15 protein-coding genes and 1 tRNA gene are annotated in these 16,832 nt (G+C 65.4%); 10 read left to right on the top strand and 6 right to left on the bottom strand.

Translation table 11 applies throughout. The features are described 5' to 3' along the window. Nucleotides 1–142 precede the first annotated feature (142 nt). Entirely contained in the window at nucleotides 143–1,480 is a 1,338-nt protein-coding gene (locus AC1RMY_RS17620; RefSeq protein WP_492866681.1) for an OmpP1/FadL family transporter, read from the top strand. A gap of 95 nt (nucleotides 1,481–1,575) precedes the next feature. On the opposite strand, the gene AC1RMY_RS17615 is transcribed toward AC1RMY_RS17620, so the two are convergent. Continuing rightward, nucleotides 1,576–2,781, bottom strand: coding sequence for a hypothetical protein (locus AC1RMY_RS17615; protein ID WP_492866680.1), 1,206 nt, complete (start codon nucleotides 2,779–2,781; stop codon nucleotides 1,576–1,578). A gap of 101 nt (nucleotides 2,782–2,882) precedes the next feature. Then, complete coding sequence (phaC, locus tag AC1RMY_RS17610; protein WP_492866679.1) at nucleotides 2,883–4,706, bottom strand: class I poly(R)-hydroxyalkanoic acid synthase; 1,824 nt, start codon at nucleotides 4,704–4,706, stop codon at nucleotides 2,883–2,885. 118 nt (nucleotides 4,707–4,824) lie between these two features. On the opposite strand from phaC, the gene AC1RMY_RS17605 reads away from it, so the two are divergent. The 9 genes from AC1RMY_RS17605 to AC1RMY_RS17565 all read left to right on the top strand — a co-directional run bounded on the left by AC1RMY_RS17605 (nucleotide 4,825) and on the right by AC1RMY_RS17565 (nucleotide 13,539). Continuing rightward, nucleotides 4,825–5,280, top strand: coding sequence for a hypothetical protein (locus tag AC1RMY_RS17605; RefSeq protein ID WP_492866677.1), 456 nt, complete (start codon nucleotides 4,825–4,827; stop codon nucleotides 5,278–5,280). A 214-nt stretch (nucleotides 5,281–5,494) separates the two neighbouring features. Further along, on the top strand, nucleotides 5,495–6,715 hold the full coding sequence (locus tag AC1RMY_RS17600) for an LL-diaminopimelate aminotransferase (protein ID WP_492866675.1): 1,221 nt from the start codon (nucleotides 5,495–5,497) through the stop codon (nucleotides 6,713–6,715). 97 nt (nucleotides 6,716–6,812) lie between these two features. Beyond that, nucleotides 6,813–7,244 (top strand): hypothetical protein, encoded by a 432-nt coding sequence (locus tag AC1RMY_RS17595; protein WP_492866674.1) that lies wholly within the window; start codon nucleotides 6,813–6,815, stop codon nucleotides 7,242–7,244. A 97-nt stretch (nucleotides 7,245–7,341) separates the two neighbouring features. Further along, nucleotides 7,342–8,154: a class I SAM-dependent methyltransferase gene (locus AC1RMY_RS17590; RefSeq protein ID WP_492866672.1), complete on the top strand. Its 813-nt coding sequence runs from the start codon at nucleotides 7,342–7,344 to the stop codon at nucleotides 8,152–8,154. A 75-nt stretch (nucleotides 8,155–8,229) separates the two neighbouring features. Next, on the top strand, nucleotides 8,230–9,576 hold the full coding sequence (locus AC1RMY_RS17585) for a homoserine dehydrogenase (protein ID WP_492866670.1): 1,347 nt from the start codon (nucleotides 8,230–8,232) through the stop codon (nucleotides 9,574–9,576). 63 nt (nucleotides 9,577–9,639) lie between these two features. Continuing rightward, nucleotides 9,640–10,638 (top strand): class II fructose-bisphosphatase, encoded by a 999-nt coding sequence (glpX, locus tag AC1RMY_RS17580; RefSeq protein WP_492866668.1) that lies wholly within the window; start codon nucleotides 9,640–9,642, stop codon nucleotides 10,636–10,638. 175 nt (nucleotides 10,639–10,813) lie between these two features. Then, nucleotides 10,814–11,434 (top strand): hypothetical protein, encoded by a 621-nt coding sequence (locus AC1RMY_RS17575; protein ID WP_492866667.1) that lies wholly within the window; start codon nucleotides 10,814–10,816, stop codon nucleotides 11,432–11,434. Between the two features lie 80 nt (nucleotides 11,435–11,514). Next, nucleotides 11,515–13,317, top strand: coding sequence for a single-stranded-DNA-specific exonuclease RecJ (gene recJ, locus AC1RMY_RS17570; protein ID WP_492866665.1), 1,803 nt, complete (start codon nucleotides 11,515–11,517; stop codon nucleotides 13,315–13,317). A 147-nt stretch (nucleotides 13,318–13,464) separates the two neighbouring features. Continuing rightward, a tRNA-Glu gene (locus AC1RMY_RS17565) sits at nucleotides 13,465–13,539 on the top strand. A gap of 258 nt (nucleotides 13,540–13,797) precedes the next feature. On the opposite strand, the gene AC1RMY_RS17560 is transcribed toward AC1RMY_RS17565, so the two are convergent. From AC1RMY_RS17560 to AC1RMY_RS17545, 4 genes are read right to left on the bottom strand one after another with little or no spacing between them, the layout of a single operon-like run. Further along, nucleotides 13,798–14,397 carry an alkylhydroperoxidase domain protein gene (locus AC1RMY_RS17560; RefSeq protein WP_492866663.1) on the bottom strand — a complete coding sequence of 200 codons (600 nt, stop codon included), beginning with the start codon at nucleotides 14,395–14,397 and terminating at the stop codon, nucleotides 13,798–13,800. Nucleotides 14,398–14,422: 25 nt separating this feature from the next. Next, nucleotides 14,423–15,022 carry a CMD domain protein gene (locus AC1RMY_RS17555; RefSeq protein WP_492866662.1) on the bottom strand — a complete coding sequence of 200 codons (600 nt, stop codon included), beginning with the start codon at nucleotides 15,020–15,022 and terminating at the stop codon, nucleotides 14,423–14,425. A 40-nt stretch (nucleotides 15,023–15,062) separates the two neighbouring features. Then, a complete protein-coding gene (locus AC1RMY_RS17550) occupies nucleotides 15,063–16,100 on the bottom strand; it encodes a putative FMN-dependent luciferase-like monooxygenase (RefSeq protein ID WP_492866660.1) in 1,038 nt (345 codons plus the stop codon). Then, nucleotides 16,097–16,831 (bottom strand): ABC transporter ATP-binding protein, encoded by a 735-nt coding sequence (locus AC1RMY_RS17545; RefSeq protein ID WP_492866659.1) that lies wholly within the window; start codon nucleotides 16,829–16,831, stop codon nucleotides 16,097–16,099. The genes AC1RMY_RS17550 and AC1RMY_RS17545 overlap by 4 nt, the downstream gene beginning before the upstream one ends. Between the last annotated feature and the right edge of the window lies 1 nt (nucleotide 16,832).

The raw sequence follows: 16,832 nt of genomic DNA, 5'->3' as shown, positions 1-16,832 counted from the left end.
GCCACTTTCCCGGCGCAACAAGGCGACGGCAGGGCAGAATCACGGCATTGAGGGCGGGATTGCGGCGGCAAACGCCTCGGGTCATGCTCGTCCTCGAGCGGGGCAGCCTAGCCCCGGAGAAACAATGGATAGGGTGGATTTGATGAAGGGCATCGTTCGGACGGCCGCCGTGGCCACGGTCTCAGTTGCGGCGCTTCTCGCCGCCGGCGCGGCCCAGGCGAGTTCCTTCGCCATCCGCAGCGGCCAGAGTGCCGAGGGCCTCGGCATGGCCTATGCGGGAGCGGCGTCCGGCGGTATCGGCATGGGGTCGATGGCCTGGAACCCGGCGACGATCACGATGTTCCCGGGCCGAAACAGCAACTGGAACTTCACCTATCTCAACGCCAACGGATCGTATGATCCGACCTCGGTGACGCGTTTGGGCGCCCCCAATGGGCCGGCCAGCCCGGTTCAGAACGGCGGCGGCAATATCGGCGGCGATGGCGCCTTCATCCCGGCATCTTATTCCGCCTGGCAGGTCAACGACCGGTTCTGGGTCGGTCTAACCACCGGCGCGCCCTTCGGCCTGCGCTCGAAGCCCGAAAACCAGGTCTATGCCGGCCAGGTCTACGGTCGCTCGGCCAGGCTCGGCACGTACAACGTCTCGCCGACGGTCGGCTTCAAGATCAATGACTGGCTCTCCATCGGTGCGGCCTTCCAGATTCAGTATCTGAAGACCAATCTGAAGAATGCGACCGGCGCGACGATCGGCCAGGCCGTCGGCGCGGCGGCTCCGAACCAGATCCTCGAAGGCGATTCGGTCGACTACGGATACCGCGTCGGTGCGACGCTGACGCCGTGGCAGGGCACGACGATCGGTCTCGCCTATCGCTCCTCGATCCGGCAGACGCTCGAAGGCACGATCTCCACGCCCGCCGGCATTTCCCCGATCAGTGCCAATCTGAACCTGCCCGATTCGGCCGTCTTCGGCGTTTCGCAAGTCATCAACGACCAGTGGCAGGCGCATCTCGGCGTCGAATGGACCAATTGGAGCCGCTTCCGCCGCATCCCGATCGTGAGCCAGATCAGCGGCCGGGCGATCAGCAGCCTCAACTTCGAATATGACGATAGCTGGTTCTTCAGCGCCGGCCTCGAATACAAGTACAACCGGGACCTGACGCTGCGCGCCGGCGTCGCCTACGAACTCTCGGCCGTGAACGACACCAACCGCACGGTGTTCATCTCCGACAACGACCGGCTCTGGCTCTCGGCGGGCGCCAGCTACCAGGTCACGGACAGGCTCAAGCTCGATCTCGGCTACACCTACATCCATGTTAACAAGGCCACCGTGAACTATACCGGCAGCCACCCGCAGCAGGGCCCGGTCTTCTTCACCGCCGAAGCCAAGCCCTATATCCACATCGTCTCGGCCGGCCTGACCTACCGCTGGGACGATCCGGCGCAGACGATCCCGGTCCAGCCGGTGGTCCGGAAGTTCTGAGGGCGCGAGCCTGATCGACTGAAAAGCCGGCCTTTGGGCCGGCTTTTGCATTTACAATTATATGCGCTACGAATTTTACTCGGTTACATATTTGGTCACGGTATATTATTGCGAAAAAGTACATTGAAGTAAGGCGTTGTCTTTTCCTTGGCAATTTCGAAGCGCTTTAGCAAGTACCAATCAAGGCCCATCATTTTTGTCAGATTTTGGGATCTTGTAGCGATCATTTCTGCTGCCTGCACTGCTCGTAGCAAATTTGCTGGATCGAGTATGTGAATAAATCCGCCAGTGTCATTCATAAATCTTATAATGAAGTCTGGACCAAATTCTGTCGCGGCCTGTAGTAAACTCAGATCTGGCACCAAAATAATTGTATGAGGAGGCTTTTCGCGTTCAACCGTTATGGGTGTGCCAAAGGAATCTGTGATCGGAAGACCACTTCTTAGGTTGCGTATGCCGCCAACGAGCTGCCTTGTTGCTTTTGTGATGTGCTTTATCAGGTCGCTTGTGAGCTTCTGCCGATCGGGAACACTCTCCCGCGTTAAAATGCTCAGCGATTTCGATTCGATCAAAAATGCTCCAAATTCATAGCTAAGGAGGATATCGGAGAGTTCTCGAGGCCTTTTTTCCTGAACTTGCGGACTCTTTACGCACCCTTTTGGGTGAAGGCCATCAGTCAGCCATACTGCTATCTCTTCTTGCTGGCCGCCTTCATCCCTACTAAAGAGCGATAAGCTGCTGCTGCCGAGATTGTTTGTGATGTAGACTGCATGAAGATCGTTCCAGGCTATGTTCTGGAAATGGAATAAATCAGTATCAGGATCGATTTGTTTTCGGATATTGTCGATCTTATGCGCGACCAAATCCTCACTTGTCCGATCTGAGTTGTTATGGAATTGAATATCTTTCAAAGCTTTTCTTAAGGAAGGAGCGATTTGAATATTTAATTCAGCCCATGCGATGCTCACGGCGAGCTCGTTGAAGAGAAAAGCCACGCATCTTGGGTTGGTAATCAAAGTATCTAGCGCAGAGGCCTCGGCAGGTAGTTCGATCAGAGACCAAGCCCACGCTGGAAAATTGGGATCGTCAGGGATTTCTACAGCATAGGCAATTTTACTCTCAAGTTGTGCGACCATTATTCGAAGTGATTTGTGGCGCAAAATGTACTTAAGCGATAACGAATTTGCTTTGATAAGGAGGGTGGGCTCGGGTCCATTTTGACCCAGGCTCATGTCGAAACGAACGAGCTCAGGTACTGCCAGAAATTCAGACCGCAAATGTTTGGCCAGTATATGGACCATGCGTCAGATCGCCCGCTCAAACCTAATATTTTTCCGATGCGCTAGATTGATTGTCTCAAGCACGGCGGGGTATCCGTCACTGCTGGTAAACCGCGTTTCCCTCAAGCCTTCTTCAGCACATAGGTCCCCGGCGCATCCTCGAGTGCCGGCAGCTTGCCGTCGCCGGGCACGCGCGCCGTCACGCGCTCGGGGGCCTGCTTTTCCAGCCATGCGAACCAATGCGGCCACCAGGAGCCGGGATGTTCGCTGGCACCGGTGATCCAGTCCTCGTAGCTGCCTGTGGGAGCTCCGCCCGTCCAGTACTGATACTTGACCTTGGCCGGAGGATTCACCACCCCGGCGATATGGCCGGAGCCGGCCACGACATAGTCGACCGGACCGCCGAAGCGCTGCGAACCGATGAAGACCGACTGCGCCGGAGCGATATGGTCCTCCCGCGTGGCGAGATTGTAGACGGGTATCTTGACCTTCCCCAGGTCCAGCAGCTTGCCCCCGATCCGCATCTCGCCCTTGGAGAGCTTGTTCTCAAGATAGCAGTTGCGCAGGTAGAAGGAGTGGTTCGCCGCCGGCATGCGTGTCGAATCGGAGTTCCAGTAAAGCAGGTCGAACGGCGTCGGCGCCTTGCCCTTGAGGTAATTGTTGATCGCGTAGGACCAGATCAGGTCGTTGGGGCGCAGCATGTTGAAGGCGCCGGCCATGCGCGAGCCGTCGAGATAGCCGCTCTTGGTCATCTGTTCCTCGACGGCGCGGATCTGGTCCTCGTCGACGAAGACGGAGAGCTCGCCCGCCTTGGAGAAATCGACCTGGGTCGTGAAGAAGGTCGCGCTGTCGATGCGCTTGTCGTTGGTCGCAGCCATATAGGCCAGCGTCACGCCGAGGAGCGTGCCGCCGACGCAATAGCCGATCGCGCTGACCGATGTCTCGCCCGTCGCCTGCTCGATCGCCTCCAGCGCGGCGAAGATGCCCTCGCGCATGTAGCTCTCGAAATCCTTGTCCGCGTGGCGCTCGTCCGGGTTGACCCAGGAGATGCAGAACACGGTCAGTCCCTGGGCCACGCACCAGCGGATGAAGCTCTTCTCGGCATTGAGGTCGAGAATGTAGAACTTGTTGATCCAGGGCGGCACGATCAGGAGAGGGCGCTTCAGCACCGTCTCCGTCGCAGGCGCGTACTGGATCAGTTCCATGATCTCGTCGCGGAAGATCACCTTGCCGGGCGTCGAGGCGATGTTGACGCCGATCTGGAAGGCGCCGGGGTCGGACTGGCGGATCTTGAGCTCGCCGCCACCGGCCTCGATGTCCTCGGCCAGCATCTTCATGCCTCGGACGAGATTCTCGCCGTTCTGCCGCAGCGTCTCGCGCAGCAATTCCGGATTGGTCGCGACGAAGTTCGTGGGCGAGAGCGCGCTCGCGATCTGCTTGACGTAGAAGCGAGCCTTCTCGCGGGTGTGCGGATCGAGATCCTCGGCCTTGTCGACCATCGATTCGGCCCAGCGCGAGCCGATCAGATAGGCCTGCTTGATGAAGTCGAACATTGGATGGCCCGACCAGTCCGGATCGGTGAAGCGGGCATCGCGCTTGTCCGGCTCGGCGACCGGCTTGGCTTCCTCGCCACCGGCGCGCTTGAGCATGTTGCTCCAGAGGTGCAGGAAGTCGCCGGTGATCGAGGCTTGCGCCTCGATGATCTTGCGCGGGTCGGACACCCATTTCTCGGCAACGCGGCCGAGCGTCTTGACCATCTCGCTGGCTTCGTCGGCCTGGCCGCCCTTGGCCTCGCCACGCTCGATCGGCTTAAGATAGGCGGCGGTGACCTTGCCGTATTCCTCGACCAGGCGGCCCATGTTCTGCGCGAACTGGTCGAAATCCGGCACCGGCGCGTCGTTTGAGGCGCTCGTATCCGCGGGCTTCTCGTCCGCTCGCCGGTTCATTTCGTTCTCCCCATCGCAGTCTTCTGTGAGGATGCTGCTTGCTCCCCATTTTGGTCCTATTAAGGACGTAGCCGATATGGATTACAAAAAGAATTACGCAACCCCGCCGGATCACGCCATGCCGTTCTGTCTGCCGACTAAAACGCCGCTCCTGCCGGTGCTGCTCCTGGCCGCTGTCGGCATGGCTGCGGCAGGCTGCGCCGGTGAGGGCACCAAGGCGATCGCGGAGGCGGCCGGCATGGCGACGACCGCGGGCGAGGCCAAGCCGTTTGTGCGGGAAACGCGGCCGGCCGACCCGGCCTATATGCCGATCGGCAGGGCATTTCCCGTCGATCCGCTCTGTCAGGGTGATGCCCCGGCCCCTGCGCCCTTCGTGCCCGCCGGGCAGGCTGCGCATTTCACCTTCCAGCCCGACTCCCGCAAGCCCAACGAGGGTTGCAAGCCAAGGGCGGAGTTCAAGAAGATCGAGGCTGAACTCGAGGCCAAGCGCGCGGCCAACGAGGCGGCGGGCACGCAGGCCAAGGCGCTTGGCGCTACGCCGGCGCCCAAGCCGGCGGTCCTGCCGACCAACTGACGATAGCCCGACGGCTGTGAAGCTGTCGCATTGCGACATTTGGCGCTGATTGAATCTTGCGTTTTCTGGCCTCTCGTGACCAAAGATGCGGCGCGAGGCGTCTGCCGCGCAACGATCTGAATCAAGCGCTGCGGGAAAGGCGCCCAGGCAGGGCGTCGATAGTCCCCCTCGCCCTCTGAGATATTTGCCGGGTCCGGCGAAGGAACTGTTCGAAATGGCCGATTTTCATCGCATCAAGCGCCTGCCGCCTTACGTTTTCGAACAGGTCAACAAGATCAAGGCCGCCGAACGCGCCAAGGGCGTCGACATCGTCGATCTCGGCATGGGCAACCCGGACCTGCCGGCGCCGAAGCACGTCATCGAGAAGCTGGTCGAGACCGCCGGCAAGCCGCGCACTGACCGCTACTCGGCCTCCAAGGGCATCGGCGGGCTGCGCCGCGCCCAGGCCAGCTATTACGAGCGCCGCTTCGGCGTGAAGCTCAACCCCGAGACGCAGGTCGTGGCGACGCTGGGCTCGAAGGAAGGCTTCGCCAATATGGCGCAGGCCATCACTGGACCGGGCGACGTCGTTCTGGTGCCGAATCCGAGCTATCCGATCCACGCCTTCGGCTTCCTGATGGCGGGCGGTGTCATCCGCTCGGTTCCGGCCGAGCCGACCCCGGCGATGTTCCCGGCGCTGGAGCGGGCCGTGATGCATTCGGTGCCCAAGCCGATCGCGCTCGTCACCTGCTACCCGGCGAACCCGACCGCCTATACCGCCTCGCTCGACTTCTACCGCGACCTGGTCGCCTTCGCGAAGAAGCACGATCTGATCCTGCTCTCCGACCTCGCCTATGCCGAGGTCTATTTCGACGAGAGCGACCCGCCGCCCTCGATGCTGCAGGTGCCGGGCGCGATCGACGTCGCCGTCGAATTCACCTCGATGTCGAAGACCTTCTCCATGGCCGGCTGGCGCATGGGCTTCGCCGTCGGCAATGAGCGCCTGCTGGCGGCGCTGGCGCGCGTGAAATCCTATCTCGACTACGGCGCCTATACGCCGATCCAGGTTGCGGCGGCCGCCGCCCTCAACGGCCCCGACGACTGCATCCGCGAGATGCGCGAAACCTATCGCAAGCGCCGCGACGCGCTGGTCGAGAGCTTCGGCAAGGCCGGCTGGGAGTTTCCCGCGCCCAACGCATCGATGTTCGCCTGGGTGCCGATCCCCGAGAAGTTCCGCCATCTCGGCTCGCTGGAGTTCTCGAAGCTCCTGATCGAGAAGGCCGAGGTCGCGGTCGCGCCGGGCATCGGCTTCGGCGAGCATGGCGACGACTACGTCCGCATCGCCATCGTCGAGAACGAGCAGCGCATCCGCCAGGCCGCCCGCAATGTCGGCCGCTTCCTCAAGACGGCGGACGACCGACTGCACAACATCATCCAGATGCCGAAGGCGGGGTAGGGCGCGTCTCGGCCGCGCCGGACTGGACCGCGCCATCAAAACATGGGAACCCCTCGGCACGGACAGGCTCGTCCGGTGACTGGGGGTCCGGCGCGCGATGTTCAGCAGAGGCCATCTGGTCGGGGTCGGTGTCGGCCTGTTCGCGCTCATCTGCCTCGTTACGACCTATGATTATTCGCGCGGTCGCGTGCCCCAGACGGATTCGGCCCTGGTAGCCGATGTGCTGGCGGCGACGACTGCTCGCGAGTGTGGCCGCGACGCGACCGAGATCGTGGCGCGTTACTTGCCAGCCGGCATCGAGCAGGCGCAGGCGGAAAAGATCCTCGCGGCGGTCGGCATCGTCCCCCCGCGGCCCTGGTTCTGGACGCCGGCGATCGAGAACGCGACGACCTGGACCGGCGACACGCTGGAGGCCCTGCACACCGTCAAGGCCACCGCCTTCGGCACCAATCTGCTGCGCATCCACCTGACCTTCGCCGACGGCAAGCTGCGGCGGCTGGCAGCCGAGGTCGTCTGCCGCTTCGGGTGAGACATGTCGGGCCGCTGCCCGTGGGTCAGAACAATGCGGTTTCGATGGATAGGTCGCTGGGCTATCCTGCGCGAGGGGCGCTGCGACAGGTGCTGCCATGGAAGCGATGGACAAGGTTTTCGCCGGTCCCGTTCCGCAGGTCTACGACCGGCTGCTCGTACCGCTGATCTTTCAGCCCTATGCTGAGGACATGGCCGCACGCGTCATGGCCCTGCGCCCCGCTCGGATTCTCGAACTCGCGGCAGGCACGGGCGCGCTGACACGCGCGATGGCGGAGCGTCTCGACGGGGGGAGCATCGTCGCGACCGACCTCAACCAGCCGATGCTCGACCTCGCCGCGGCCCGGCTGTCGGGCGATGGCAGGATCGCCTGGCGTCAGGCCGACGCACTCGGGTTGCCCTTCGCGGATGAGAGCTTCGATACCGCCGTCTGCCAGTTCGGGGTGATGTTCTTCCCCGACAAGCCGAAGAGCCATCGCGAGGTCCGGCGCGTCCTGCGGCCGGGTGGGCGCTATCTGTTCAGCTCCTGGGACGCTGTCGCCCGCAACGACTTCACTGCGGTGCTATTGGACGCGCTGGCCGAGACATTTCCAGCCGATCCTCCGCGCTTCATCGAGCGCACGCCGCACGGCTATCATGATGTCGGGACGATCGAGCTCGACGTGATGGCCGGCGGCTTCGCCAGGCCGATCGTCGAGCATGTCGAGAAGCGCGCCCGCGCCGCTTCCGCGATCGATGTCGCGACGGGCTTCTGCCAGGGCACGCCGATGCGCGGCGAGATCGAGGCGCGCGGCGCGCCGGGGCTCATGGCCGCGACCGAGGCGGTCGCGAAGGCGCTGGAGCGCCAGTTCGGCTCGGGGCCGATCGAGGGAGCCATCGCGGCCTTCGTCGTTTCCGCCGAGCGCGACTAATTTCGGCGACATTTCGCAGGCTCCGGCGCGCCGCTCTCCGTTGACTCGGGTCGCGCCTCATGCGACCCCGCGCCCATGAGCATCGCGACCTCTTCCGTCCCTTCAAAACCCTTGCGTATCGGCCTTGCCGGCCTCGGGACCGTAGGCGCCTCCGTGCTGCGCATCCTGCGCCGGCAGGAGAATGCGCTGAGCGAGCGCTGCGGCCGCGCCATCCGCGTCACCGCCGTCTCGGCCCGTGACCGCACGCGTGATCGCGGCGTCGATCTCGGCGGGCTGGCCTGGTTCGACGATCCGGTCGCGCTGGCGAGGTCCGGAGAGATCGACTGCCTGGTCGAGCTCGTCGGCGGTTCGGACGGCCCGGCCAAGGCCGCCGTCGAAGCCGCGCTCGCGGCCGGCAAATCGGTCGTCACCGCCAACAAGGCGTTGCTCGCCCATCACGGCGTGGCGCTCGCGGCGCTGGCCGAGGAGAACGGCGTCGCGCTCGCCTTCGAAGCCTCGTCCGCCGGCGGCATCCCGGTCGTGAAGACGCTGCGCGAGGCGCTGGCCGGCAACAGCGTCACGCGGCTCTACGGCATCCTGAACGGCACCTGCAACTACATCCTCTCGCGGATGGAACTGGAGGGTCTGACCTTCGAGGCCTGCCTCAAGGACGCGCAGCGCCTGGGTTATGCCGAGGCCGACCCGACCTTCGACGTCGAGGGCTATGACACCGCCCACAAGCTCGCCATCCTGACCAGCCTCGCCTTCGGCACGAAGATCGACGCCGAAGCGATTCATGTCGAAGGCATTTCCTCGATCACCCCGCTCGACCTGAAGATGGCCGACGAACTCGGCTACCGGATCAAGCTGCTCGGCGTCGCCGAGCGCACCAAGACCGGCATCGAGCAGCGCGTCCACCCGACCATGGTGCCGAAATCCTCGGCCATCGCCCAGGTCATGGGCGTGCTCAATGCCGTCACCGTCGATGCCGATGCCGTTCGGGAACTCACGCTGGTGGGTCCGGGCGCCGGCGGCGATCCGACCGCCTCTGCCGTCGTCGCCGACATCGCCGACATCGCGCGTGGTACCGCGGGCATGCCCTTCGGTCTGCCGGTGGCGCGGCTCGAGACCGCGGCCCGCGCGCCGATGCAGCGCCATGAGGGCGGCTATTACGTTCGCCTCGCCGTCGTCGACCGGCCGGGTGCGGCGGCGGGCATCGCGACCCGCATGGCCGAGGCCGACATTTCGCTTGAGAGCATCGTGCAGCACCGCTCGGCCGCGGCCGCCGCGCGCGACCCCGCCGGACGCTCCGGCGCGCCGGTGCCAGTCGTGCTCGTGACCTATGCCACCACCGAGGCGGCGATCCGCGCAGCGCTGGAAAAAGTCTCCGCCGACGGCCACGTCGCCGAACCGCCGCAAGTCATCCGTATCGAACGGGAGTAGGCTGTCGGCTGCCGCACCGCGACGACTGCCTGCTGTCGATTGCTGAAACAAAGGGAACCGCTCATGTCCGAAGACCTTCGCATCTCTCCGTCCCAGATCATCGAGCGCTATCTCTCGATGGAACTGGTGCGCGTCACCGAACGCGCAGCGGTCTCGGCGGCGCGCCTGCGCGGCCACGGCAACGAGAAGGCGGCGGACCAGGCGGCGGTCGATGCGATGCGGCGTGAACTCAACCGCCTGCCGATCGACGGCGAGATCGTCATCGGCGAGGGCGAGCGCGACGAGGCGCCGATGCTCTTCATCGGCGAAAAGGTCGGCACCCGGCAGGGCCCGAAGGTCCATATCGCCGTCGATCCGCTCGAGGGCACGACGCTCTGCGCCAAGGACATGCCCGATTCCATCGCCGTGATGGCGATGGCTGAGGCCGGCAAGCTGCTGAACGCGCCCGACGTCTACATGGACAAGATCGCGATCGGCCCGGGCTACGCCCGCGGCGTGGTCGATCTCGACGCTTCGGCGACCGACAACATCCATGCTCTGGCCAAGGCCAAGGGCGTTAAGCCGAGCGAGATCTCGACGCTGATCATGGATCGCCCGCGCCATGCCAAGCTGATCGAAGAGGTCCGCAAGACCGGCTGCTCGATCCGCCTGATCACCGACGGCGACGTCGCTGGCGTGATCTACTGCACCGAGCCGCACAAGACCGGCATCGACCTCTATCTCGGCATCGGCGGCGCGCCCGAGGGCGTGCTGGCGGCAGCCGCCCTGCGCTGCGTCGGCGGCCAGATGCAGGGCCGCCTGATCCTCGACACCGAGGAGAAGCGCGCGCGCGCCCTTACCATGGGCATCTCCGACCCGAACCGGAAGTACAGCATGGAGGAGATGGCCTCGGGCGACACCATCGTCTGCGCGACCGGTGTCACCAATGGCGGCATGCTCAAGGGCGTCAAGTTCGGCAAGGACGTCATCGAGACCGAGACGATCGTCTATCGCTCGATCACCGGCACGGTGCGCCGCATCTATGGCGAGCATCGCCAGTTCGACAAGTTCAAGCTCGATTGAGGCTGGCGGCTGAGGCCGTCAGATATGGCAATTGAAATGCGCTGGCCGGGCTTGTCCCGGCTATCGTCGTTTTGCGGCCTCGCGCGCCGCTGATCGACAGCCCAAACCGATCAAAAGACATTACCGTAACGTCAATTTGCGCTATTCTGCGATGGTCTCGTCGTAGGAGTGTGCCATGCGTCACGTCCTTCTGCTTGCCGCCGCCGTCTTTCCCCTCGTCATCGCCACAGCTGAAGAAGCGTCCGCCCAGCGACATTTCGGCGGGGGAGGCGGCTGGGGCGCCCGAGGCGGCTGGCATGGCGGCGGCGCTTGGCGCGGCGGAGGATGGCATGGTGGAGGATGGCATGGCGGCGGCCTAGCCTGGCGTGGAGCCGGCTGGCGCGGCGCGGGCTGGCATGGTGCAGGTTGGCGAGGAGCGGGCTGGCGAGGAGCGGGCTGGCGTGGCGCGGGTTGGTATGGCGGCGGCTGGAACCGGCCCTATGTCCGCGCCGGCTGGGGCTGGCGCCGCGGCTGGGGCTATCCCGGCTATTATCGCGGCTGGGACTCCGGCTGGGGCTGGGGTGTCGCCGGCCTTGCGGCGGGCACGGCCATCGGCGCCGCGATCGCCTCGCCATATTACTACGACCCTTACGTCTACAGCTACCCCGCCTACACGACGCGGGTCGTCGTGGCGCCTGGCGGCTATTGCGCGACGCCGGTGCGGACCTGCGCGCTGATCAATGTCGGCGTGATCGGGACCGGCTGTTCCTGCGCCGTCCCAGGCGGTCGCGCGCGGGGGACAGTGATCGGTCCGTGATTGACCGTCTCGCGTGGCGCGCCCGGCTGCCGCAACACCATGGTTGACGAACGGGTGCGCCTGCGCGACGCCGTCGAGTCATGAGTCTCGAAACCCCGCGCGCCTTTCTCGGCGTCACCCATTCCGTGCTGGGCCGGCCCTGGCGTGACCGGCTCGATGCAGCTGGCCTTGGCCGCGCCGAGGCCCTGACCCAGCTCGAGGGCATGCCCGACATCCTCGCCCGCCTACTCGCGGGGCGCGGCGTCGAGCCCAATCAAGCCGCGCTCTATCTCGAGCCGAAGCTGCGCGACCTCCTGCCCGATCCCGGCACGCTGGTCGACATGCGACCAGCGGCCGCTCGGCTTGCACGAGCCGTCGCGACGCGCGAGCAGGTCGCCATTTTCGGCGATTACGATGTCGATGGCGCCTGCTCCTCGGCACTGCTGGCAAGCTTCCTGAGCGAAGCCGGAGCGCGTCCGCGCATCCATATCCCGGACCGCTTGATCGAGGGCTATGGGCCCAACGGCGAGGCGATCCGCCAGCTCGCCGCCGAGGGCGCGACGCTGCTCGTCACCGTCGATTGCGGCACGACCAGCCACGAGCCGCTGGCCGAGGCGAAACGGCTCGGGCTCGATGTCGTCGTTCTCGACCACCACCAGGCGCCCGAGCGGCTGCCGGGGGTCGAGGCGCTGGTCAATCCAAACCGCCAGGACGATCTGTCTGGGCTAGGCCATCTCTGCGCTGCCGGCGTCGTCTTCCTGGCGTTGGTCGCGACGCGTGCCGAATTGCGCCGTCAGGGTGTCTGGGCCGCGCGCGGGGCCGAGCCCGATCTGCTGGCGGCGCTCGATCTCGTGGCGCTGGCGACGGTCGCTGACGTCGTACCGCTGCGCGGCCTCAACCGCGCCTTCGTGCGCCAAGGGCTCGCCATGCTGCGCGGCCGCACCCGGCCGGGATTGGCGGCGCTGATGGATGTCGCCGGCCTCGACGGCCCGGTCCAGCCTTGGCATCTCGGCTTCCTGCTCGGCCCGCGCATCAATGCCGGCGGGCGCATTGGCGATGCGGCGCTGGGCGCGAGGCTCCTGCTCACCGCCGACGAGATCGAGGCGCGGGGCATTGCCGCCGAGCTCAACCGGCTGAACCAGGAGCGGCAGGAGATCGAGCGCCAGGCCGTGATCGAGGCGACGTCCCAGGCCGAGCATGCGCTGATGCGCGATGCCGATATGGCCGTGCTGTTCGCCGGTTCGGCGGACTGGCATCCCGGCATCGTCGGTCTGGTCGCGGCAAGGCTGAAGGAGCGCTTCCGCCGGCCTGCCTTCGCGCTGGCGCTCAACGGTGACGGCGGTGGCACCGGCTCCGGCCGCTCGATCGCCGGCGTCGACCTCGGTCGTGCCGTGCGCGCCGCCGTCGAGGCCGGGCTCGCGGTCAAGGGCGGCGGCCATGCGATGGCGGCCGGTGTCACGCTGGCGGCGGGGCATGGCGAAGCCTTCCATGCCTTCCTGATCGAGCGTCTCGCCGCCGAAATGGGCGCGGCGAGCGAAACGGAGGCGCTGCGGATCGATGCCGCGCTCAGCGCGGGAGGCGCCAATCCGCGCCTGCTGGCGGAGATCGAGCGTGCCGGTCCCTTCGGCGCCGGCAGCCCCGAGCCGGTCTTCGTCTTTCCGGCGCACCGCCTGACCGATGTGGTCGAGATCGGCAGCGGCGGGCATGTCCGGGTCAAGCTCAGGAGCGGCGACGGCGCGACGATTGGCGGCATCGCCTTCCGCGTCGCGCAGGAGCCGCTCGGCCGCGCCCTGCTGGCGGCGCGCGGCGAAACCGTCCATCTCGCCGCGACGCTGACCCTCAACCGCTGGGGCGGCAATGAAAGCGCCGAATTGCGCGTCCTCGATCTGGCACGGCCGGTATGATTGGGCTGGGCCGGCAAGGCTCGACAATGATTCCGGTTTGCGCCGCGCTTTGACCACAGGAACCCGAAACTCACGGCTTGCGAAGCCGGGAAGCTGCCACTATACCTCGCCCCGCTTCGACACGAACCGCCCGCGGTTTGGAAGCCCGCGACCTTCGTCTATCGGTTAGGACACCAGCCTTTCACGCTGGGGAGACGGGTTCGACTCCCGTAGGTCGCGCCATCCATTTGAGGGTGCCGCTAAGCGATTGAAACTAAACGATAATCTGAGGTAGGAAATCGAGGGTGTCCCCCACGATGTCCCCCAATTTGTGTGCCCGCAAGCCGCCTGTCGGGAAGTGACTCGCTGGAGCCGGCACAGCCCTTCAAATGATCCGGCAGGTTGTCGCGCAGAGCAGTCGAAAAGCGATGTGACGCTGGCGGAGCGAGGCTGAGGTCTCCGCAATGGGATGAACTCCCGCCCAGGCCGCCCCAGGAGCAACTAGCCGACCTCCGGCTCACCCAGCGACAGCATGAGCCGGTTCGCCCAGTTGAAGAACGAGGCGGAATGGATGAGGTCGGCTATCGCAAGATCGTCCAGGCCGAGGCCGCGCAGCTTGGCGACATGCTGGGGACCGAAGGCGATGGGCGTCGCCGTCAGTGCAACGGATGCCTCGACGATGGCGTTCCAGAGCGGGTCGAGATCTGCGCCGACGCCCTCGTCGAGCAGGCGTTGGACATCGTCGTGACGCTTGGAAAAAGTCGTCGCGAAGCGGGCATGGACCGAGGCGCAATAGATGCAGCCATTGCTGCGCGACACCGCTGCCGCGGCTAGCTCGCGTTCGGCCCGCGGCAGGCCCTCCTTGGTGTTGTAGAAGATGTCCTTGTCGGCGAGCGTCCGTGCCTTCAGGATGTCAGGATCATGCGCCAACAGCCTGAAATAAGGGCTCTTGGTGCGCGCGATGTCGATGAGCGCGTCCTTCTGGTGGTCGCTCAGGGCCTCCTCGGCCACCGGGTCGATCCAGGCGTTCCAGTTGAGCTGGGCCTGGGTGAAGATCGTGGGTGCGCCGGCTAAGGAGCGCTCTGTCTCGATTGTGGTCATCGTGAAGGTCTCCGAGGCGAGCCGTTCAGGCGTTCAGCAGGCGCAGGCCATGCGCGGCGCGGATCTGGAAGGCGAGGAAGGCCACGATCTGCGAAACCGTCACGATTTCGGGTACGCTCCAGCCCGCCTTTTGCAGCGCCTCCAGCGCGGCCGATGTCGCGTCGCGGGGGTGGAAGACGAGCAGATGGGCATGCGCGAGCAGTGCCGACAGCCGCCGGCCTAGAACCTCCCGATCGGCGCCCTCGACGCTGAAAACCGGCCCGGCCACATCTTCCGCCGAGAGCGGGCCTGTCGGATAGGCGCCGTAAGGCCCTGTCGTGCGCGCCGCCTGCGCCTGGCGCGCGACGCCCTCCGCGAGCGAAGCGCCGCCGGCATGCGCCGTCAGCAGGGAACGGTAATGCCCGGCTGCGAGACTGTCGTCATGCAGCAATGTCACGAAGAGAGCCAGCGCCAGCCGCTCGCCCTGGCTCACGCCGCCTTGATCGCCGACCGCAAACAGCGCCTCGTAGCTCGCCTGGATGTTGAGGCGGGTGACGGGGCGTTCCCGACGCAGCCGGTCCAGGCTGGTGTCTGGGCCGACGCTGGTCAGTGCGTCGAGCACGTCGGCGGTGGTTTGACGCGTCATGCGTTGCCTCATGGTTTCGAGCAATGGGGTCGGCCATTCGTCAGCGCGCCGCCGCGATCCTGATGCCGGGGCCGGACTGTCCGCCAACCCAACCGAGCGCCGGCGCGACATGCTGCGCGGTGAGTTCGAGCGAGCGCAGGATCAGCTTGTGCGGCGGATCGACGGAATGGACTTGGAAGACGAGGTCGGTGACGCGCGGCAACACGCTATCCGCCGAGAGAGAGGCAACGACATCGTCGGGCGTGCCGACATGGACGTCGAAGGACCTGATTAGGGCCTGGAGGCTTCGGTCGGGAACATGGTGGCCGTTGGCGATGAAGCGATCGAGCACCCGGTTCAGGCCGATCTCGGCATACTTTAGCGCTTCCTCGCGCGTATCGGCGACGAACAGGGTGCGCGACCCAAGGATGCGGGGTTCGATGCCGTCAGGCAGATTGCGGAGGTAGGCATCGACGATGGGGTGCTGGATTTCCGGCAATGTCTGGAACGGCCGGTCGGGGCTGCGCGGCTGGGTCCGCGACAGCATCAGCCCTGATCCCGCCTGTCCGATGCGCTCCGCCCCGGCCGCCGAGAAGGTCGCCTGCCAGATGCGCCGTTCGAGCGAGCCCGCTTCCGGATAGAGCCGGTTGTTGTCGTGGCCGAGCGGCGCTCCCCGCCAGGTCTCATGCACCTGGGCATAGTTGCGGTTGAAGGCCTGGTTGCGCTGCTCCTTGTCGATGCCGAAGGCCAGGAAGGTCTCCGGTGTCGCGCCGGTGCCGAAGCCGAGTTCGAGCCGGCCCTCGGAAAGAAGATCGAGCACAGCCGTATCCTCGGCCAGCCGGATCGGGTTTTCCATCGGCAGGATGATGATGCCGGTGCCGAGCCGGATGCGCGTGGTGCGCGCCGCGACGAAGGACAGGAATGGCAGCGGGGAGGGCAGCCCGCCCTCGTCGCGATGAAAATGGTGCTGGGCCACCCAGGCCGAGTCGAAGCCATGCCGCTCGGCATGAACGATCTGCTCGGTGGCGAGCCGGTATCGCTCGCCGGCTGGCGCATCGTCGAGAAGGCGCGTGAAGAACCCCAGTCGTTTCGTGCTCATGCTGCTTCCGCTCCGCCGAGATAGGCGTCCCTGATCCGGGCATCGACAAGCAAGTCGGCTGCCGCGGCCTCGATCACCACGCTCCCGGTCTGCAGGACATAGCCGCGGTCTGCGATCTGCAAGGCCAGATTGGCGTTCTGCTCGACCATGAAGATGCTGACGCCCTCGCCATTGATGTCGCGGATCAGCGCGAGCACACGCTCCACCCAGAGCGGCGACAGGCCCATGGTAGGCTCGTCCATGATGATGATGCGCGGCTTCGCCATCAGGGCGCGCGCCATCGCCACCATCTGCTGCTCGCCGCCCGAGAGCGTACCGGCCTGCTGGCTGAGGCGCTGCGCCACGCGCGGGAACAGCGTCAGCACCCGCTCCAGGTCGGCTGCGACCGCCGCCTTGTCGTCGCGCGTAAACGCGCCCATCAACAGGTTCTCGCGCACGCTCATGGCGCCGAAGAGCCGCCTCGCCTCGGGCACGGTGCCGACGCCCAGCCGCACGATGCGCGGCGTAGACAGCCCCAGCACCGAGACGCCGTCGATCAGCACGTCGCCGGCGCTCGGCTTCACCAGCCCGAGGATGATCTTCATCGTCGTCGATTTGCCGCTGGCATTGCCGCCGAGCAGGCAGACGATCTCGCTGCGCTCGACCTTGAGCGACAGCCCGAAATGCGCCTGCACGGGTCCGTAGAAGGTGTCGACGTCGCGCAATTCCAGGATGGGTGGCGTTGGTGACATG

This window comes from Allobosea sp. GW822-FHT03F07 (genome assembly GCF_058801345.1).
The sequence above is the reverse complement of the archived record's forward strand: the minus strand, read 5'-3'. Positions and strand labels throughout refer to the sequence as shown.